The following is a 16,139-nucleotide window of genomic DNA, read 5'->3' as shown; positions in this document are numbered from 1 at the left end:
GTTGATCCCGTGACATCCGTATGGAACGGCTGGAAAAAAGGTTCTCTTTTCGCACTGGTTCTTCTGCTTGGTTTAATGACGTTTCCGGTGTCCAGGGGGAATGCGGCTTCACTGCTGACGATCGATTCCCACAGGGACGGAGGCCGGCTGGAGGTCGGTACGGTAAGAATCGGCGGCTCTTATGCGGGAGCTTACGAGGTCGAGCTGGTGATCAACGGGCAAAAAGTGGCGGATGCGCACATGGACGATCCCGACGGAGATGATGCGGGTACCTGGTATTATGACCTGGATACGACCGCCTACGACGGGGAAGTCGAGCTGATCGCCAGGGCGAAGGATACGGCGACCCGGTACAACGCCTGGTCGGCCTTCACCCGGCTGACGGTGCATAATCCGGCCGCGGGTGTCCCGCAGGTAACGATCTTGAGCCCTGCGGATCGTGACAAGGTGAGCGGCACTGCCGACGTAGCAGTGAACGTTTACGGCGCGAGTCCGGTTAAATCCGTGGAGGTGCGCATAAACGGCGGGAATTGGAAGCGGGCCGAGAAGAAGGGAAGCGGCTATATCTACAAATGGGACACGAAGAAAGCGGGGAGCCGCACGCACAGCATCGAGGCCCGGGCAACGGACGTCCGCGGCCATACGGGCCGGAGCCTGACGACCTACGTTCAGACGGGCGGCGGGGAAGGAACGAAGCCGGTCACGGTACTGCCCCGCCAGGACCGCTCCATGTGGATCTGGGAGAACGCGTCCTACAACCTCATCCAGACGCCGGGTTCCCGCCAAGTGCTCGATGCGATGGCGAAGGATACGAAGACGTTCGGACAGGACCCCGTTACGACGCTTTATCTCGGGGTCGACAAATTAGGGGGCACGGACATGCTGGAGGACGAGAGACCCGAGGTGCGGGATTTCGTGCGATGGGCTCATGCCCGGGGCTACCGCGTGCAGGCGCTGATAGCGGGAGGCACGGTTCCGCCGTATTTCGGAACTTATCCGAGGTATAGGGAAGAAGCGCTCCGGGAATTCGAGAAAGTGCTGAATTATAACCTGGCTTCCGAGTCTGAGGAACAGTTTGACGGAGTGAACGTGGACACGGAGCCGTATTCGCTGCCGGATTTTAAAACGGGCTATCCGGACGTTCAGATTCAATACCTCGATATGCTCGCTGCGCTGATGGAGCGCAAAGAGGCGTCGGGCCTGTCTCTGCCGGTCGGTCCCGCTATCCCGAGATGGTACGATTCGTCGGACACGGCGAAAAGCATTACATGGAACGGCTCGACGAAATGGCTGTCCGAGCATATCCAGGATACGGCGGACTATATCGCCATCATGGATTACCGGGATCAGGCCGAGGGCAGTGTCGGCATCATCCAGCAGGCGCAGGGAGAGATCGACTATGCCAATAAAATCGGTAAGCCGAACTCCGTCATCCTCGGCGTAGAGACCAAAGACATCGCGGACGGAGGAGATCCGGAAACGATCTCCTTCAGCGAAGAAGGGCGCTCCTATATGGAGCGGGAGCTGGACAAAGTGTACGCCGCGTTCGAGGGGAACGCCGCCTTCGGCGGAATCGCGCTGCATCACTACGATACGCTGCGCGCGCTGCCTTCCGCCTGGGGGCCCGGCGCCCGCTTCTGGCAGCCTCCGGCCGACAAACGGCCTCCTTCGGCAGTGAAGGGCAAGCCCCAAGCGGCCGCTTTCGACTACCAGCGGATCGATCTGACCTACGGCCGGGCTTCCGATGACATGGAAATCGAGGGGTACAAGATTTACCGGAGCACCGTGCGCGGCTTTAAGCCGTCGCGGGAGCTGCTGGCCGGCACCGCGCGCGGGCTGACATTCAAGGACGACGGCCTCCTGTCGGACACGGTGTACTACTACCGTGTGGCGGCGGTCGACGCGTCGGGCAACGAAGGTCCGGCCTCGCCGGAAGTTTCCGCGAAGACGGGCGTCACCGGCCTGAAGCCGATGATCGTGGCCGGCATGCAGGTGACGTATGACGGCGCGAAAGCCACGGTCCGGCTGAAGACGGCGGACATGCGGACGGGTGAACCCGTCGCGGCCGCGGTCCACGGGCGATTCACGCGGATGGGCGGCAAGTACGTGGACGGCCGGTCCGCCGGCGACGGAACTTTCACCGCGGTGTCGGAGCTTGTCCAGGCGGCGTCCGGCGAGATCGGCTTCGCGCCCCGTCGGGTGATGGCGGGCGGCTATTACTGGGCGCATGCCTACGATAAGCCCCGTGAAGCTTCGGCCGTCTGGGGCGGCGCGGAGGAGTAGGGCAGGCGGGCCGGGTTTCCGGCGTTAAGCGCCGCGCGAATCCCGGGCGTGTGCTGCGGCACTGCGCGGCGGACGGTCTACTCCCTAAGGCCGATTGAGCTGACGAACGAACCTAAACGACGGGAGGTTCCATTGGACTGCTTTCAGCGCGCGAATGCCACACTACCGCGCGAAGCCTTCCGACCCGCGGTGCTTGGCGTCACATGACGGTGGTCAACCACCGATTGAGCAACTTCATTTTGAAGAGACAAGGGGCTGAACGAGAGATGAGAAGAAAGACTTGGACGACCGTGCTTCTATCGGCATTGACACTGGCTGTGGTAAGTTCCGGCTGCTCGAAAGGAACGGCGGAAACGACGGGGGCGGGCGGAGGTTCCAAAGACAACGGCGGCAAGCCGGTCGAAATTCTGCTCGGTTATTATTCCGACGGGAAGTCGGATGCGAAGATGAAAGAACTGATCGATAAGTTTATGAAGAAGCACCCGGACATCAAAGTAAACACCCAGAGCGCGCCTTACGGGCAGTTTTACCAGAAGCTCGATACGCAGATCGCGGCCGGCCAGGCGCCGGACGTATGGCTATCGGACGGAGTCTATGTCATGAAATACGCGGAGCGGGGCGCGGTTAAAGACCTCACCGAATGGATCGGCAAAGATTTGAAGAAGGACGATTACTACGGGCTGGATTTCAACAAAGACGCCAAAGGGAAGTACTGGGCCGTGCCGCAGGGCATTCAGGTGGGAGCGCTTTTCTACAACAAGGACTTGTTCGATAAAGCCGGAGTGGCCTACCCCAATGAGAATTGGACGTGGGAAGACTTGAAGAAGAATGCGGCCCTCCTAACGCTTGACGCCAAGGGCAAGAAGGCGGACGAATCCGGCTTCGATCCGAAGAACGTCAACCAGTTCGGGCTGACCTTCTTCAGCATTACGGAAGGCTGGTTCTCCGTGATGAAATCCTACGGGGGCGGCGTTCTGGACGAGACGGCACAAAAGTCGATCATTAACAGCCCGCAGAACAAGCAGGCGTTCGAGTGGATGGTGGACGGCATGAAGAAGGGCATTATTACCGATCCGGTGGATCTGAAAAGCTTCCAGAGCTCCATGGCGGTATTCCCGAGCGGTTCCGCTGCGATGCGCATCGGCATCTACGCCCGCGTGCTGGCCGCCAACGAAGCGAAGCTGAACTACGATGTCACGCTGCTTCCCAAAGGGCCCGACGGCAAGCGGGTGTCGCCGGTTATCGCGAACTCCTGGGTCGTGAACCAGAAGTCGGCGGACGCCAAGGCGCAGGCAGCCTGGGAGTGGATCAAATACTGGGCGACGGAAGACGACGTCCAGAAAGAATGGGCGGCGCTCGGCGAAGCGATTCCGGTGAAGAAATCCGTCGCGAATTCCGACGTATTCCTGAAAGCGGGCGAGAAGCCGGCTAACCGCAAGGCGTTCCTGGAGAGCCTGGACTTCGCCAAGACGCTCGACAACAACGCCGTATGGGAAGAGTGGGTCGGGAAGTTCAACGAGAACGCGCAGCGGGCTTTCCTCGGAGACGCCCCGATAGACGCCGCGCTGGCGGATGCCGACAAGGCGGTGCAGAAGGTGCTGGATGATTTTTATAAGAAGTAAACCGCAATTTACGGAAGGGAGGTCGGGCTTTCTATGAACGAGACCGTAAGCGGCAAAGCCTATGCGAAAGCTCAGACCCCGGCAAGAAAGCTTGGAAAACTTGATCAGGAGGGGAAGTGGGGACTGCTGCTCGTCTCCCCTTACCTGCTTCACTTTATCGTATTCGTCGCCGGGCCTCTTATCGCTTCGCTCTATTTCAGCTTCTCGCAGTACGACATGATGAACCCTCCGAAATGGACGGGACTGGACAACTACGGGCGTCTGTTCGGAGACGCTCTCTTCTGGAAATCGCTGTGGAACACACTGTATTTCGCGGTTCTGTTCGTGCCGGCCCAGACGATTCTGGCGCTGATCCTGGCCGTCGTGCTGAACCAGAAGCTGAAAGGGCTGAAGCTGTTCCGGATGGCCCATTTCATCCCCGTGATCTCTTCGTGGACGGTCATTTTGTATGTGTCGGACGCCATCTTCAATCCCCGTTTCGGCTTCGCCAACTCGATTCTGGCTTCGCTGGGACTCGATCCGCAGCGCTGGCTGCAGGACGGGAAGCTCGTGATCCCGCTGCTGGTTCTGATCGCCGTCTGGAAGGGGATCGGCTACATCATGGTCATTTATCTGGCCGGTCTGCAGAGCGTGCCCCAAGATTTATACGAGGCGGCCGAAATAGACGGAGCGGGTACACTGCGTAAATTTCTGTCGATTACGTTTCCGCTCATTTCCTCGACCACGTTCCTGGTCATCATTATGAGCACGATCAGCACGTTCCAGGCTTTTGAGCAGGTGTATGTTCTGACGGGGGGCGGGGAAATGAGCTCCGCGGGCGGTCCGAACAATTCGAGCCTCGTTCTGATGCTGTATCTGTACCGCGAGGGCTTCACCTTCATGCGGATGGGCTATGCCTCGGCTATCGCCTGGGTGCTGTTCATGATCCTGTTCACGCTCACCCTGATTCAAATGAAGGTGCAGAAAAAATGGGTCCACTACGATTGACCGTGCCTTGCGGAATAGACTCTGGCGCGATTCCGCCGCCGGAAAGGAGAACCCCGTATGAAACATAAAAGGCTGCCGACGATTCTCCGTTACACGGCCATTATTTTGTCGTCGCTGGTGATGATCGTCCCGTTTGCGACGGCCCTGATGAACTCGCTCAAAACGTATAAAGAGTACACGGCCGTGCCTCCGAAATGGATACCGGAAATTTTCCAATGGTCGAATTACGCGGAGGTGCTGAAGCTGGGCAATATCGGCGGGTACACGCTGAACAGCTTTACCGTTGCCCTGCTGTCGGTGATAGGGGCGCTGCTCTCGTGCTCCATGGTCGGCTATGCGTTCGCCAGACTCCGGTTTCCGCTTAAGAACGCGCTGTTCGTCATGGTGCTCGGAACGATGATGATCCCGCCGGTCGTCATCATCATCCCGCATTTTATTATTTTCAATAAGCTGCAACTGCTCGATACATTGACGCCTCTGTGGGTGATCGAATGGCTCGCGCAGCCGTTCGGCATTTTCCTGATGAGGCAGGCGTTCATGAACATTCCGAAGGAGTACGAGGAGTCCGCGAAGCTGGAGGGCTGCAACCCGATCCAGGTGTACTGGCGGATCTTCATGCCGATGGCGAGGCCGACTCTGGCCACGCTGGCGATCTTTACGTTTATGGGCAAATGGAACGAAATTTTGACGCCGGTCATTTATTTGACCTCGAACGATAAGTTTACGCTTCCGATCGGCATTCTTTCCCTCGGGGGCCAGTGGTTCGGCAACGAGCAGCTGATGGTTGCGGCCGCACTGCTAAGCCTGGTGCCGATTCTGATTGTTTTCCTGTTCGCGGAAAAATATTTCGTGCAGAACCACAGTGCCTCGGGCATTAAGTGAAAGGAGACGGCTCCCTTATGAAAATTGCGGCATTTAGCGGGGCTCTCATGGAGTACAGTATTCAGGAAGCGATGAAAATCACGGCGAATCTCGGTTTTGACGGGATCGAAATCGCGTGCCGGGAGCCCCATCTTTCGCCTCAGACCTCTCTTGCAAGAGTTAAAGAGATCCGCATGCTCGCGGACGAGCATGTGCTGGAGATCCCCGTGCTCGGAGGCTACATGGGGCGGTTTTCCGAATCGGGCGATCCCGAATGCGCAGCCGCTTACGACGAGTTTCTCGGCTTGCTGGAGCGGGCGGATTATCTGGAGACGGACATGATCCGTATTTTTCCGGGAGGGCCCAACGCTTTCCTGGCTGCCGATTACCATTATGAGAAGGCGGCCCACTGGCTGAAAAAATGTGCGGCGGAAGCCCGCAGGCACGAGAAGAAAATTTTGCTGGAGATTCACAATGTGAGCCTGATCGAGACCGTAGAGAGCTCCCTGCGTCTGCTGGAGATGATCGGCGAAGACAATGTCGGACTGATTCACGACGCGGGCAACATGTACATCAGCGACACCGATTTCGGCCGCGCTTCCGTTACGGGGCTGGGCAACCGCTTGCTCCATGTCCATGTGAAGGACGAGAAAAGAATCCCCGAGGCGGGCGGGCCGGGAACGTTCCGCAACGTCACCCGCCACGGGGAAGAGCATTTCCTCCAGTGCCGCCTCGGCGAGGGGGAAGTGGACCACCGGGAGCTCTTCGAGGCGCTGGCTGAGACGGGATACGGGGGCTGGGTGACGCTCGAATGCTTCGCCCCGTACCCGCCCCTGGAGCAGCTTGCCCATGACCGCGACGCGGTCCGGCAGCTGCTCCGGGAGACGGCGTGGGCAGCGGCACCGACGACGGTACCGAGAACAGTACCGGCATCCCCGACCGCATCGCCAGCATCGCCGACACCGGCATCTTCGTCCTCTTCATCCGTGTCCGCTCCCGGCGGAAATTAGCCTACCATCGAAAGGGAAGTGACTTTCTTATGACAACACCGGTTACGGCGCAGCCAGTCCGGTTCGGCCTTATCGGATGCGGCATCATCGCCGACATTCACGCCAAGGGAATCCAGGAGACACCGGAAGCGGAATTGACCGCGGTGTACGACTTCGTGCCGGAAACCGCGGCCCGTTTCGGACAGACCTACTCGGCCGCGGTCTACGAGAGCCTCGAAGAGATGCTGGCCCGCGACGATCTGGACGTGGTCTGCATCTGTACGCCGAGCGGGCTTCATGCCGGGCAGGCCGTGCAGGCGGCCAAAGCGGGCAAGCATGTCTTCGTCGAAAAGCCGATGGCCATTACGATGGCAGACCTCGACGACATGATCCGGGTAAGCCGCGAGAACGGCGTTCTCCTCTCGACGGTATTCCCCCGCCGGATGTCTCCGGCTGCCCGGTATGCCAGGGAGCTGATCCGGGAGGGCCGGCTGGGCAAGCTCAGCCTATGCTCGGGCTATGTGAATATTTACCGCAGCCAGGAGTATTACGACAGCGCGGGCTGGCGCGGCACTTGGGCGATGGACGGGGGCGGGGCCATGATGAATCAGGGGATTCATACGGTGGACCTCCTCCAGTGGCTGGCGGGCCCCGTGGCTTCCCTGTACGGCAAAGCCAAAGCCGTTCTGAGAAATATCGAAGTCGAAGATACCGCGGTATCGGTGCTTCAGTTCGAGAATGGCGCGCTGGGACTGCTTGAAATTACGACCACCGCGCATCTGGGGCCTGTGCACCGGATCGAAATTCACGGGGAGAGGGGCTCCCTGGTGATCGAAGACGACGACATCGTGGCGCTTAAAATCGACGGGGAGCCTGTGGAACTCCCGGAATTCGAACCGTTCAAGGTCATTCCCGACGGCCATCGGATCCAGATCCGGGACATGGCGCTCGCTGTCCGGGAGGGCAGAGAGTCCATCGTGCCCGGAACGGAGGGAAGGCATTCGCTGGAGATCATATTGGGAACCTACGAATCCTCCCGTTCCGGCAAGGAAATCATGTGCCAGGGCACTCCGGTCGGGTAAGCTTTACTTAAAGAGACACCTTTTTTCTGCCGTAAAAGGCGGAAAGAGGTGTCTCATTTTTTTACATGTGGAAGAAGATGGATTAGGAAATGTTGGCGTTTTAATGCAAATAAATGGTTATAAACAATCATTGTTCAACAAATATCAACAAAGATTTCTTAATTAATGTCGAAATTAGGTATAAAAAACCAGGACTTTTAGCCGATATAAAAAGAGGGCTTCCTTTGCGGGGAGACCGACAAATCCGGAGACGACTGGAGAGTTGGCGGGCCGACAACGATCTTTTTGGATCATACCGGATAACGGATGGGTACGACATAACGGAAGAGGAGGGGAGACGGTGAATATGAAGGCTCTACTGAAGTTTAACAGCCTTAAGCAAAAACTGATTTGGTTGATGTGCCTGATTCTGATTGTCAGTTTGGCTGCCGTGTATACGGCGAGTTATTTGACGGCTTCCAGGATGCTGAGCACGAGTCTGGACAGGGAATCCGCCCTGCAATCCAAACAACTGGCCATGAAGCTCGACAAGTTTTTCGAGAACAAAATCGCGATTGTGGAAACGGTCACCAAGCTGCTTTCGGAAGATGCAAGCCGGGAGCAGGATCTTAAAGTGATCCAGCAGGCGCAGAAACAATATCCCGAGTTTGAGACGTTTTTCTTTTCTCATGATTTGACGGGCAAGAACGTCATCAACTTCAAAGGGGAAGTTACGGACGTCAGCGACCGCGTCCACTACCAGGAAGCGGGCAAGGGCGAAGGCAAGATCGTCGTTTCCGAGCCGATCGTTTCCAAACGGACAGGCAATAACATCGTGACGCTGATCGTGCCGATCATGAAGGACAAGAAGCAGATCGGCTACGCGGGCTCGACCATCCCGATCAACGAAATCCAGACGTACGTCTCGGAGGAGAAGTTCGGACAGACGGGTTACGCTTATCTGATCAGCAAAACCGGCAAATTTTTATGGCACCCGGACAAAGAAATGATTCTGAAGACATCCGTATCGGACATCCCGATCCCGGAGCTTCAAAACGCTTATAAAAAAATCATCGCCGGTGAAAGCGGAACGGCCACTTACACGACGGACGGAGACAAGAAATACGTTTCCTATGCTCCTACCGGGCTGAAATGGGGGATCTTCATCACCGCTCCCGAATCCGAACTGTTTGCTCCGGTTACCCAATTGTCCACCAAGCTTGTGCTGATTTCGCTCGGTACGCTCGTTATCGCGGTGGGGCTGATTTACCTCTTCGCCGCACGGCTGGTCCGTCCGATCACGCGTCTTAACAAAGCCGTTAAGCTGGTGGCGGAAGGCAATCTCAGCAATGCCGTCGAGGTACTCGGAAATGATGAAATCGCGGTTCTGTCTCAAGATTTCAATCAGACGGTCGGTCACCTCAAGCAGTTGATCGAAGGCGTGTCGAAATCGTCGAACGAAGTGCTTCAGCTGGGCAGCGATCTTGCCAAGCGGATCGACCTTGCGGCGGATTCCAGCCGCCTGACCAACGAAGCGATCACCCAGATCGCGCAGGGCGCGGAAGCGCAGGCCGGCAGCTCGCACGAAGTGACGCTCTCCATGGGCGAGATGTCGCGCGGGATCGTCCGCATCGCGGAAACGTCCGCGACTGTGGCCGAAGCCGCTACCGATGCGGCCCGCGAGGCCGAAGAGGGCGCCGAGGTCGTCGAGCAGACGGTGCGCCAGATGAACGAGATCAGCAGCGGCACGACCCGTGCCCTGCAGGCGGCGGAGCAGTGGCATGAGCGCTCCGGCGAAATCTCCGGCATCGTGGACACGATTACGGAGCTGGCCGGGCAGATCAACCTGCTCTCGCTGAACGCGTCCATCGAAGCGGCCCGGGCCGGCGAACACGGCCGCGGCTTTGCGGTCGTCGCCGAGGAAGTGAAGAAGCTCGCCGAGGCGTCGAAAGACTCCGCAGGCCGGATTTCCGTTCTTCTCGGCGATATCCGCAGCCAGACCGACCGCGTCGTCGATGCGATGTCGGCCGGCGACCGCAACGTTCAGGGCGGGCTTAAGCTGATTGAAGAAGTGCGCGAGAAGTTCCAGCACATTCTGTCCTCGTCCCGGCACGTAGCGGCCAATATCCAGGAAGTGTCGGCGGCTTCGGAGGAAATGTCCGCAGGTGCGGAAGAGGTTTCCGCATCCGTAGACGAGATGCAGGGAATCGCGAAGCATACGTCGGACGATTCGCAGAAGGTCGCCGTCGCGACGCGAGATCAGCTCCAGGCGATGGAGGACATGGCCCGTTCCATGCATTCACTCGACAGCATGATGAAGCAACTGCGGGAGGAATTGCGCAAGTTTACGCTGTAAAACTCCCGGCTGCGGAAAATCTCCGGCTGCACATTTTTTTACACATCTAATAGAATTGGAGACGATAAACGATGAAACAGTTGAAGAGCATGACAGGCGTATGGGTAAAAGGGGCATTGGCGGTATCTCTGCTTGCGGGAGGAATTGCCGTCGGTTCGACGATCAGCGTGTCTCATGCGGTAGCTCCGGTAACGGCCGCGGCACAGGACAACAATGAAGCGAAAGAGCTCAAAAAAGACCACAAGAAAAAATACGAATCCCGCCTCGACCAAATCGTGGCTCAAGGATATATCCGTGTAGGTACGACAGGCGACTATCGTCCGTTCACTTACCTGAACCCGGAAACGAAGCAGTACGAAGGCTATGACATCGACGCGGCGAAGCAGCTGGCGAAAAGCCTGGGCGTTGAAGTTCGTTTCGTACAGACTTCCTGGCCGAACATGATGGCCGATATGCTGGCGGACAAATTCGATATCGCCGTAGGCGGCGTAACGCGCAACACCGATCGTCAGAAGAAAGCTCAAATGACGGAAGGCTACATCACGTTCGGCAAGTCCCCGCTGATCCGTCTGGAAGACAAAGACAAGTACAAATCCGTTGAAGATATCAACAAACCGACGGTAAGAATCGGCGTTAACCCGGGCGGCACGAACGAAGTGTTCGTACGCGAACATCTGAAAAACGCCAACGTGACCGTCGTTCAAAACAACCTCGACATCCCTGGTCTGGTTGCCGACGGCACCTATGACGTAATGATCACCGACAACATCGAAGCGCTGACCTACGCGAAAAAGGACAAGCGTCTGTATGCCGCTCTGTCCGACAATACGTTCACGAAGAGCGAGAAAGCGTTCATGATCCAGCGCGGCGACACCATCTTCGAGAACTACCTCGACGTATGGATGGACGAAATGAAGCTGCAGGGCAAATTTGACGAGCTTCGCAAAACTTGGGTAGAGTAAGCGGCAGCTAAGCAGTTGATCCTGTCTGCAAAAGGTCCGACGAATCAGTGCGGCGGCGTGTGCCCTAAGACTGCTTCGCTGGCCTTGCAGAGCCCAGAGAACGAGAGAAAGAGACCTTCCTTCGAAGGTCTCTTTTTTCTTTTTTTACACTCTGTTTACGCGCATTCTGCTGGATGACCCAAAGGTTTTAAGCGCCCGGGTCTAGCGGTCAAGCTTCAGCGGCGCGTACGTTTTGTCCTGAATCATTTGCTCTCTGAATTTTTGTTTGGGGGCATACTTCTCGTCGTCCGCATCCGTATGGTCCGTGTTATATTTTCCGAACTCTGCATTCATGATGAAATAGAGGCCCGCGCTGTTCTTTTTCAGAAACAGAAGATAGTTACTGGATTTTTTTAATTCCGAATAATCCTCCCTGGTTATTTTACTTTGTCCTGTCAAACTTTGATGGTAGCTGACCGGTTCACCGACCTGGATCGTTGTTCCGGAAGCGAGATTCCCTTTAAATACGTGTTCCGTTCGAAATTCGGTTGTGGTATAGAAGTCTTGGATGGCATTTGTGGTTAAGAATGTGGTAACCGTCTTTTTTCTCTGCTCAAAGCTTTGGGTAGTAAAACCGGATACAACAAGGTCGGCGGCTTTGTATAAGTCCTCTGCCGATTCGAAAGCCACATAACTACCGGAAGTGCGGATAGTCGTGTTTTTGACCGAACTGTATACAAAGAAATAATAACAAGCAAAAAGCAAAAATAAACACGCAAAAACAGTTCGAAAGCGGGGCGCTTTAGCTAAAGGCAGAAGCTTCATAAACATAGTCTCCTATTTCCTGGAATTTATTACTTAACCGACTATACTGCCGTACCGGACTCAACACAAATTTAATTAAGAGCTTTATTAAAAACGGGATTCGTAATAAGCTACTTAGGAATGGAAAATATGCACAACGGGTGGATTCGACGTGGAGGGAGAGACCGGGCTATGGAAGTACAGCCGCTGCTGCAGGTAGAGAAGCTGGCTATGAAAAAAATGAAAATTTATAAGCAGAGCAAGCTCCGCTATTTATCCCGTTCCGCGCTGGCGAGCATGTTTATCGGGTTCGGAGTGATCGTCGCGTTCAAGACGGGAAGTTTCTTCTACTTGGAGCATTCCCCGTTCACCTATCCGATGGCCGCGATCACTTTCGGCGCCGCGATCATTCTGATCTCGTACGGCGGCGGGGATCTTTTTACGGGAAATACGTTCTACTATACGTTTGCCGCGTTAAGACGGAAGCTGCGCTGGCCGGAGGTCATCCGGTTATGGCTGACCAGCTACGGAGGCAATATTCTCGGAGCCGTGGCGTTCGCGCTGCTCATTCTGGCGACGGGGCTTTTCAGGGAGCACGACGTGAACGGATTCCTGCTGAGCGTGGCGGCCAAGAAGATGAATGCGCCTTCGCTAGAGCTTTTTTTCAGGGCCATTCTTTGTAACTGGCTCGTGTGTCTGGCCTTTTTTATTCCGATGTCGCTCAAAGGGGACGGGGCGAAACTGTTCGCCATGATGCTGTTTGTCTTCTGTTTTTTCATTTCCGGTTACGAGCACAGCATTGCCAACATGTGTACGTTCGCGATTGCGCTGGTGGTCGAGCATCCGGATACGATTTCGTGGGGCGGGGTTCTCCATAATCTGATTCCGGTGACGTTCGGCAATCTTATCGGGGGCGGTGTTCTGATGGCGGTTATGTATCATTACGTGAACAAACCGTTTATGGACGAGCACGAAGAAGCTTAGCCGTCAAAAAAAGGCCATGGGGCCGCCAGCCTTCATGCGCAGGCTTGGTGGAGCCCGGGCTCATCGCCGTCATGCGACAGCTTCCCGCAGGTCAGGGCCTGCCGCCTCGCCGCAAGCCGGGGCGGATGTCCGGAGGCAGTCGCCTTATCGCAAGCCCGGGGCTAATGCCCGGGCTCTTATACGTCGGCTGTCTCCGGCGCTTTCCGGGGCTCGCCCCGCTTTGGCGGGAGAGAGCCCTTTTTTGGCGCGGCTGAATCGGCCCCGCCGGGAGAGCGTGCACGAGCCGGGAGGGCGAACCCGGCCCGCCCGCAAAAAAACCTCCTTAACCGGGTAAACGGTTAAGGAGGTTGAAGGTTAACTGAGCCGTATGGATAGTTAACGTCAGGAAATATCCATACGGTGAATCGCGCGGCGCGTTACTGCGCGGTGTATCCGCCGTCCACGAGCAGGGTCGTGCCGGTCACGAAGGAGGCGTCGTCGCTGGCCAGGAACAGCACGGCTTTCGCGACCTCTTCCGGCTTGCCGAGACGTCCCATCGGATGCAGGGCCGTCAGGTGGTCCGTGATGGCCTGGGTGCGTCCGGCGATCAGCGGCGTGTCGATATAGCCGGGGCAGACGGCGTTCACACGGATGCCGTGCTGCGCGTAGTCGATGCCCAGCGTTTGCGTAAGCAGCTTCACGCCGCCTTTCGCGGAAGCGTACGCGGTGACGCCCGCTTTGCCGACGTGGCTGTGGATGGAGCCGCAGTTGACGATCGCGCCGCCGGTTCCCTGGGCGAGCATCTGCTCCAGCGCGTATTTGTCGCTGAGGAACACGCCCGACAAGTTGATGTCGATGGTCTTCTGCCAGGCTTCCCAGCTCAGCTTGTCGGCTGGGCCGTCTTTGGCAATGCCCGCATTGGCAAATAAAATATCCAGCTTGCCGTATTGTTTGACCGTTTCGGCAACCATATGTTTAACGTCGTCTTCCTTGGTGACGTCGGTTTTGACGAACAGAGCTTCGCGGCCCTCCGCTTTCAGCTCGTCCGCTACGGTCTGACCGCGGTCGGAAAAGTCCGCGATTACGACTTTGGCGCCTTCCTGGGCGAACAGGCGGACCGTCGCTTCCCCGATCCCGCTGGCGCCGCCGGTTACGATGGCTACTTTGTCCGTAAATCTCATGAGGTATCTCTCCGTTTCTCAAGTAGGGTGAACGGTCGTTTCGGCCGTGTAATCCAGGAGGTCCTGCCTGGGGCAAGTCCTCATCATCTTGCTTTTATTGTATCGCTTTTATTCCTATAGAACTATTTAAACTTAGTAAGCTATACTTAAGCCGTGCTTAAGGAAGGGGGCGGAATTTTGCATCTGGAGCAGCTGGAATACATCGTCGAAGTGGCGAAAACGGGATCGATCACTAGCGCCGCACGCAATCTGCACGTGTCCTTGTCCGCGGTCAGCCAGTCCATCGCTCACCTGGAAGGCGAACTCGGAGTCGTTCTGTACGTACGCTCGCGGATGGGCGCGGTTCCGACAGCCGAAGGCAAGGTCATCATCCGCAAGGCGTTCGAAGTGCTCAGCAAGCTGGACGAGCTCAAAGAAGCCGCGCGGGGCTGGGGCGAGACGCTGAGCGGGGAGCTGCGCATGGGCACCATTCCGGGGCCGATGTCCCTTCTGGTCGATGCCGTCGCGGGGTTCAAGAAAGATTACCCGCTGGTGCGGATGGAAATCGCGGAGAAAGGCTCGCAGGAAATTCTCGATGACATCCGCCATAACCGGCTGGACATCGGGTTTATCATTTTGTTCGAGAGTCTGCTGAAAAAAAGCGAGGGCCTGGCCTTCGAGCGATTGCTGGAAGGAAAGATGGTCGTCGGCATGAGCGATAAATCTCCCTTGGCTTACAGGGGAGCCGTTACGCCCGACATGCTCCGCACCCAGCCGGTCGTACTGTATAACGACGAGTATGTGCGGTGGTTTATGAACCGGTTTGCCGCGGAGCACGGCGAGGTGGACATTTTATTCACGACGAACAACACGGACGCCATCCGCAAGGCGGTGGAAGAACAGAACGCGGTCACCGTGGGGATGGATTATTCCTTCCGGCGGGAATGGGCTCCCTTGTACACGGAAGTCAACATGATGACGGCGGAGCTGGAATTCAAGGCGGGGCAGCCGGTTTACCTGGGCTGGGTACGTTCGGAAGGGCGCCATTTCTCGCGGGTTTCCAGAACGTTCGTGGAACGGCTGAGAAGCGGTCTAGAGTAAAACCCGGCTCGCTTTGCATCCCGGATCTGGGGATTCGTGGCAGGATAGGGGAGGATACCGGAGGATGTTTCCGAACGTCATGGCTCAGTACGGCTCTTCGGGGGTGAGCGCGGGTGAGCCTGCGTCAGCGGGGCTGAGTCCGTTTTCCATAACCGGCTTCATTCTATATACTTAGAAGAGTGTTTTTACACACGAAATAAACGAACCGGGAGTTGACTTGGATTGACGTATGCGAAAATGTTGGGAAGACGCAGTGAGATTTTAAAGCGTACCATCGGAGACATGATTGCAAAAGACAATACGAAAGGTCTCGGTATGCAGGAAAGCAGCTTTCTGAGAACCATGATCAAAGAGCTGCATCAGAATGAATATGAACTTCAAAGAAACTCGTGAACCTTCCGGAAATCCTTGCAAATGGCCAATAAAGGAGAGGAAGACACCAAGCCCGCTTCGGGGACTTGGTGTTTTTCGCTTGAGAGAGGAACTGTCCGTCATGAATGTAAAAATAATCGGTGTAGCGCTCTACATCATGCTCGTTTACGGAATTTCGAAGCACTACCCGGCTATGCACGGACTGTTTTTTCCGGCGCTGGGGGCTTTCAGCTTCCTGTTTATTTCCCGGCCCTTCACCGCGAAAGCCAAGAGTTCCATTTCGGCGGGGGCGGTGCTGGCCTCGGTTATCGGCACCCTCATTTACCACCTCATTCCCGGCATCTTCGCACTTTTCGTCAATACGCTGGTCATCATCTGGCTAAATAGGGCCAAGTGGAACGCGCCGCCGATTCTCGCCGTTTCGCTAATTCCCTTTTTTACGGTGACTCCCCGCATCTGGGATATTCCGCTCGCGGTAGCCTTGTCCCTGGCAGGGCTGTCCGTAACGCTGCTGGCCGCAGAGTTCGTTGATAAGCGGCTGCCGGCCTTTTTGCGCGGCGGGAACAAGCTTGCACCCGGCTCGGAAGAGGCCGCGGGATAACGGCTGACCGGGGGCAGGGACGGAAACCCGGGAGGAAT

At 56.7% G+C, this 16,139-nt stretch carries 14 protein-coding genes; 12 read left to right on the top strand and 2 right to left on the bottom strand.

All coding sequences use genetic code 11. The features are described 5' to 3' along the window. Window positions 1-9 precede the first annotated feature (9 nt). The 8 genes from ACI48J_RS24280 (at window position 10) to ACI48J_RS24245 (ending at window position 11,121) form a co-directional block, all read left to right on the top strand. Complete coding sequence (locus ACI48J_RS24280) at window positions 10-2,283, top strand: Ig-like domain-containing protein (RefSeq protein ID WP_405080612.1); 2,274 nt, start codon at window positions 10-12, stop codon at window positions 2,281-2,283. Between the two features lie 266 nt (window positions 2,284-2,549). Further along, window positions 2,550-3,905, top strand: a complete 1,356-nt coding sequence (locus ACI48J_RS24275) for an ABC transporter substrate-binding protein (protein ID WP_405080610.1) — start codon at window positions 2,550-2,552, stop codon at window positions 3,903-3,905. Window positions 3,906-3,938: 33 nt separating this feature from the next. Then, complete coding sequence (locus ACI48J_RS24270) at window positions 3,939-4,892, top strand: carbohydrate ABC transporter permease (RefSeq protein ID WP_405080609.1); 954 nt, start codon at window positions 3,939-3,941, stop codon at window positions 4,890-4,892. A gap of 57 nt (window positions 4,893-4,949) precedes the next feature. Beyond that, window positions 4,950-5,774 carry a carbohydrate ABC transporter permease gene (locus ACI48J_RS24265; protein WP_326052225.1) on the top strand — a complete coding sequence of 275 codons (825 nt, stop codon included), beginning with the start codon at window positions 4,950-4,952 and terminating at the stop codon, window positions 5,772-5,774. 17 nt (window positions 5,775-5,791) lie between these two features. After that, window positions 5,792-6,763 (top strand): sugar phosphate isomerase/epimerase family protein, encoded by a 972-nt coding sequence (locus ACI48J_RS24260; protein ID WP_405080607.1) that lies wholly within the window; start codon window positions 5,792-5,794, stop codon window positions 6,761-6,763. Between the two features lie 29 nt (window positions 6,764-6,792). Next, complete coding sequence (locus tag ACI48J_RS24255; protein ID WP_405080605.1) at window positions 6,793-7,824, top strand: Gfo/Idh/MocA family protein; 1,032 nt, start codon at window positions 6,793-6,795, stop codon at window positions 7,822-7,824. A gap of 346 nt (window positions 7,825-8,170) precedes the next feature. Next, a complete protein-coding gene (locus tag ACI48J_RS24250) occupies window positions 8,171-10,159 on the top strand; it encodes a methyl-accepting chemotaxis protein (RefSeq protein ID WP_326052263.1) in 1,989 nt (662 codons plus the stop codon). A 71-nt stretch (window positions 10,160-10,230) separates the two neighbouring features. Next, the gene (locus tag ACI48J_RS24245; RefSeq protein ID WP_326052228.1) at window positions 10,231-11,121 is read left to right on the top strand and encodes a transporter substrate-binding domain-containing protein; all 891 of its coding nucleotides are present in this window, start codon (window positions 10,231-10,233) and stop codon (window positions 11,119-11,121) included. Between the two features lie 201 nt (window positions 11,122-11,322). Here ACI48J_RS24245 and ACI48J_RS24240 read toward each other — a convergent pair whose 3' ends face one another. Further along, window positions 11,323-11,925 carry a hypothetical protein gene (locus tag ACI48J_RS24240; protein WP_405080603.1) on the bottom strand — a complete coding sequence of 201 codons (603 nt, stop codon included), beginning with the start codon at window positions 11,923-11,925 and terminating at the stop codon, window positions 11,323-11,325. 171 nt (window positions 11,926-12,096) lie between these two features. On the opposite strand from ACI48J_RS24240, the gene ACI48J_RS24235 reads away from it, so the two are divergent. Beyond that, window positions 12,097-12,888, top strand: a complete 792-nt coding sequence (locus ACI48J_RS24235) for a formate/nitrite transporter family protein (RefSeq protein ID WP_016423796.1) — start codon at window positions 12,097-12,099, stop codon at window positions 12,886-12,888. A gap of 416 nt (window positions 12,889-13,304) precedes the next feature. On the opposite strand, the gene ACI48J_RS24230 is transcribed toward ACI48J_RS24235, so the two are convergent. Further along, a complete protein-coding gene (locus ACI48J_RS24230) occupies window positions 13,305-14,048 on the bottom strand; it encodes an SDR family NAD(P)-dependent oxidoreductase (RefSeq protein ID WP_009675721.1) in 744 nt (247 codons plus the stop codon). A 177-nt stretch (window positions 14,049-14,225) separates the two neighbouring features. Here ACI48J_RS24230 and ACI48J_RS24225 point away from each other — a divergent pair, with 177 nt between their 5' ends. The 3 genes from ACI48J_RS24225 (at window position 14,226) to ACI48J_RS24215 (ending at window position 16,101) form a co-directional block, all read left to right on the top strand. Further along, a complete protein-coding gene (locus ACI48J_RS24225) occupies window positions 14,226-15,128 on the top strand; it encodes a LysR substrate-binding domain-containing protein (RefSeq protein WP_405080602.1) in 903 nt (300 codons plus the stop codon). A 222-nt stretch (window positions 15,129-15,350) separates the two neighbouring features. Continuing rightward, complete coding sequence (locus ACI48J_RS24220) at window positions 15,351-15,521, top strand: hypothetical protein (RefSeq protein ID WP_326052232.1); 171 nt, start codon at window positions 15,351-15,353, stop codon at window positions 15,519-15,521. Between the two features lie 100 nt (window positions 15,522-15,621). Next, window positions 15,622-16,101, top strand: coding sequence for a hypothetical protein (locus ACI48J_RS24215; protein ID WP_405080600.1), 480 nt, complete (start codon window positions 15,622-15,624; stop codon window positions 16,099-16,101). Window positions 16,102-16,139: the final 38 nt, after the last annotated feature.

Origin of the sequence: Paenibacillus chitinolyticus (genome assembly GCF_045038035.1) — a bacterium.
Taxonomy (GTDB): Bacteria; Bacillota; Bacilli; order Paenibacillales; family NBRC-103111; genus Paenibacillus_F; species Paenibacillus_F chitinolyticus_A.
This window is presented reverse-complemented; position numbering and strand designations above follow the sequence as displayed.

Coding starts and splice junctions, on each gene's coding strand:
- ACI48J_RS24260 (WP_405080607.1), top strand. CDS start 5,792: ATGAAAATTGCGGCATTTAGCGGGGCTCTCATGGAGTACAGTATTCAG.
- ACI48J_RS24230 (WP_009675721.1), bottom strand. CDS start 14,048: ATGAGATTTACGGACAAAGTAGCCATCGTAACCGGCGGCGCCAGCGGG.
- ACI48J_RS24215 (WP_405080600.1), top strand. CDS start 15,622: ATGAATGTAAAAATAATCGGTGTAGCGCTCTACATCATGCTCGTTTAC.
- ACI48J_RS24250 (WP_326052263.1), top strand. CDS start 8,171: ATGAAGGCTCTACTGAAGTTTAACAGCCTTAAGCAAAAACTGATTTGG.
- ACI48J_RS24245 (WP_326052228.1), top strand. CDS start 10,231: ATGAAACAGTTGAAGAGCATGACAGGCGTATGGGTAAAAGGGGCATTG.
- ACI48J_RS24235 (WP_016423796.1), top strand. CDS start 12,097: ATGGAAGTACAGCCGCTGCTGCAGGTAGAGAAGCTGGCTATGAAAAAA.
- ACI48J_RS24270 (WP_405080609.1), top strand. CDS start 3,939: ATGAACGAGACCGTAAGCGGCAAAGCCTATGCGAAAGCTCAGACCCCG.
- ACI48J_RS24255 (WP_405080605.1), top strand. CDS start 6,793: ATGACAACACCGGTTACGGCGCAGCCAGTCCGGTTCGGCCTTATCGGA.
- ACI48J_RS24265 (WP_326052225.1), top strand. CDS start 4,950: ATGAAACATAAAAGGCTGCCGACGATTCTCCGTTACACGGCCATTATT.
- ACI48J_RS24240 (WP_405080603.1), bottom strand. CDS start 11,925: ATGAAGCTTCTGCCTTTAGCTAAAGCGCCCCGCTTTCGAACTGTTTTT.
- ACI48J_RS24275 (WP_405080610.1), top strand. CDS start 2,550: ATGAGAAGAAAGACTTGGACGACCGTGCTTCTATCGGCATTGACACTG.